This window comes from Alcanivorax sp. HI0044, assembly GCF_001634945.1.
On the sequence record NZ_LWEZ01001358.1, the window covers coordinates 1 to 2,635 of the forward strand.

The 2,635-nt window shown below is 58.7% G+C and carries 5 protein-coding genes; 4 read left to right on the forward strand and 1 reads right to left on the reverse strand.

Features of this window, described 5'->3' with window-relative positions:
* From A3730_RS20085 to A3730_RS20100, 4 genes are all read left to right on the forward strand, one after another.
* A partial coding sequence (locus A3730_RS20085; RefSeq protein WP_304439512.1) for a proton-conducting transporter membrane subunit occupies positions 1-383 on the forward strand: 383 nt, incomplete at its 5' end.
* Positions 380-874: a Na+/H+ antiporter subunit E gene (locus tag A3730_RS20090; protein WP_063521629.1), complete on the forward strand. Its 495-nt coding sequence runs from the start codon at positions 380-382 to the stop codon at positions 872-874. The genes A3730_RS20085 and A3730_RS20090, both read left to right, overlap by 4 nt.
* Positions 868-1,137, forward strand: coding sequence for a K+/H+ antiporter subunit F (locus tag A3730_RS20095; RefSeq protein ID WP_063521628.1), 270 nt, complete (start codon positions 868-870; stop codon positions 1,135-1,137). Before A3730_RS20090 ends, A3730_RS20095 begins: the two co-directional genes overlap by 7 nt.
* 82 nt (positions 1,138-1,219) lie before the next feature.
* The gene (locus A3730_RS20100; RefSeq protein ID WP_063521627.1) at positions 1,220-1,552 is read left to right on the forward strand and encodes a Na+/H+ antiporter subunit G; all 333 of its coding nucleotides are present in this window, start codon (positions 1,220-1,222) and stop codon (positions 1,550-1,552) included.
* Between the two features lie 735 nt (positions 1,553-2,287).
* Here the strand turns inward: A3730_RS20100 and A3730_RS31960 are convergent.
* Positions 2,288-2,635 (reverse strand): GTP-binding protein (locus A3730_RS31960; RefSeq protein WP_369819098.1); only part of this gene is annotated, 348 nt, incomplete at its 5' end.

Genomic DNA, 2,635 nt, shown 5'->3' on the forward strand with positions numbered 1-2,635 from the left:
TTAATGGCGGCCGGCTGTCGCTGTTGTTCTTTGTGGCCGCCATTGCCGTGGTGGGGCTGCCGCCGCTGTCCGGGTTTGTGGGCAAGGTGGCGTTGTTACGCAGCGTGCCAGACCCGACCTACTGGGTGCTGCTGTTGATCGCCGGGTTGTGTGGCCTGGTTGCCTTGAGCCGGGCTGGTTCCACCCTGTTCTGGCGCACCACCGGCGAGGGCAGCGGCCTGCGGCCGGCTCGCCGGCACCTGTTGTCCGTGGTGGGGCTGCTGTTGCTGAGCCCGCTGATGGCAGTGTATGCGGAGCCCTTGCTGCAGTTGACCGCGGCAGTGGCGGAGCAGCTGCGTAACCCGGACCTGTATCTGTCTGCGGTATTGGGAGGTGGCGCATGACGCTGTTATATCGGGTGTTGCCGTATCCCAGTCTGAGCCTGATTTTGTGGTTTACCTGGATGTTGCTGAGTGGTTTCACGGCGGGCCATGCTGTGCTGGGCGCTATTCTGGCGGTGTTGTTGCCGCTGGGGACCCGGCCGTTCTGGCCGAATGTGCCGCGCATTCGTAACCTGCCACGGCTGCTCGGGTTTGTGGTGGTGGTGCTGTACGACATTGTGGTGGCCAACGTGTCTGTGGCGATCAAGGTGCTGGGGCCATTGCGTTCCATTCGCCCGGGCTTTGTGGAATTGCCGCTGGAGCTGGAAGACGACTTTGCCATTGCCTTGCTCGCCAGCACCGTCTCCCTGACCCCGGGTACCGTGTCGGCGGACGTGAGCCCGGACCGCAAGGCATTGTTGGTGCATGCGCTGGATGTGGATGATGCGGCGGCGCTGGTGGCGGAGATCAAGCAGCGCTACGAGCGGCCGCTAAAGGAGATTTTCGAATGCTAGAGACGGCTATTTCCATTGCATTGGCACTGATTACCCTGGCCTGGGTATTAAACCTGTACCGGCTGGTCATCGGCCCGTCGCTACCGGACCGGGTGCTGGCGTTGGACACCATGTACATCAACAGCATTGCGTTGATTGTGGTGTACGGCATCCAGGTGGACAGCAAGCTCTATTTTGAAGCGGCCATGCTGATCGCGCTGATCGGCTTTGTCAGCACCGTGGCGGTGGCGAAGTACGTCACCCGCGGGGATATTATTGAATGAACGCCGGATGCCCGAGGCCTGACGCTGGACGCAGTGAATTTGCGTCGGGCATTGGGCCTCAAGCGTCAGGCGCGGAGCGATTATGGATTCTCTGATTGAATGGCTGGTGTCAGCCAGTGTGATTATTGGCGGCGTGTTTGCGTTGGTGGGATCCATCGGGCTGGCACGGTTGCCGGATTTCTATACCCGGCTGCACGGCCCCACCAAGGCCACCACCCTGGGCGTAGGTGGCACCATCGTGGCGTCGTTGCTGTTTTTTTCCTGGCAGGAACGCGGGCTGCAGCTGCATGAGGTGCTGATTACCCTGTTCCTGTTTATCACCGCGCCGGTGTCTGCGCATATGCTGGCCAAGGCTGCCATGCACCGGCAGCTGAAGCGGATGAAAGACACGCGGGGAGAGCCGTGGAAGCAGTAAGGAAGCGGCGAGCTTCTAGCTGCCAGGCTCCTGCGGAGGGCTGTTGGACTCGATCGTAAAATTTGTAAAAGATAAAACCGCCTGGAACTTTCCGAAAAAAGCGGCGGTCCTAATCAATAGCTACGGATTGGCACCCCCGATCCCCCAGTACCCTCGCTGATCCGTAGTCTTTTGGAGTCCCTGATTTCTCCCCCGAAATCAGGGCGGCAAGCCTCCCTGGCAGCACAGTCGTTCCCTTCCCCCAAGATTGCTGCCAGGGATTTTTTTTGCGCGGCATTTCTGCCGGCCACAGGTTATTCGGCCTGTTGGTTAAAGAATAAGCAAACCCCATGCCAGTTTTGCCTTTGCGCCAATTACCCGTTATTGATCAGTGAGATATCCGTTTTATACGAGGGTGCGAACGTATTGTGTCTGCTGAGGGGTAGGACGGGTGTGCCGTAACGCGCCAGTTTTGTGACGCAGATCGACAGCTGGGAAGAAAAATACTTTCGGGGGCTGGAACTTTTTCCAGAAAAGGGCACTCTCACTACATAGCGACGGATTGGAACCCCGATCCCCCAGTACCCTCACCGATCCGTCGCTGTATAACCTTGGTCTTTTCCCCCAAAGAGGCCAGGGTGGCAAGCCTCCCCGGCAGCGCAATCGTTCCCTTCCCCCAAGATTGCTGCCGGGGATTTTTTTTGTCTGTAGAAAAGTCGGACGTCCGAAGTCGGAGGTCTGACGCTAAAAGGTGGCCTAGTCGTCCGGCGTCTGACGTTCGACGTCTGTCCCTATCTCCAACCATTCCCCCAACTTGTCCCAGGCTTCGTCACAGCCGGTGCCATTGGTAGCCGAAAATAGTTGCAATGACAGCGGTGCCGGATGCTCCTTGAGGTGCTTTTTCACTTGCAGCAGGGTGGACTTGGCGGCGCCGAACTTCAGCTTGTCTGCCTTGGTCATGAGGATGTGGATAGGCATGTTGGCCTGGGCTGACCATTCCAGCATCAGCAGGTCGAAGTCCTTGAGGGGGTGGCGGATGTCCATCATCAATACCAGGCCCACCAGTGCCTGGCGCTCGGAGAGATAATGATCCAGGTGTTCCTG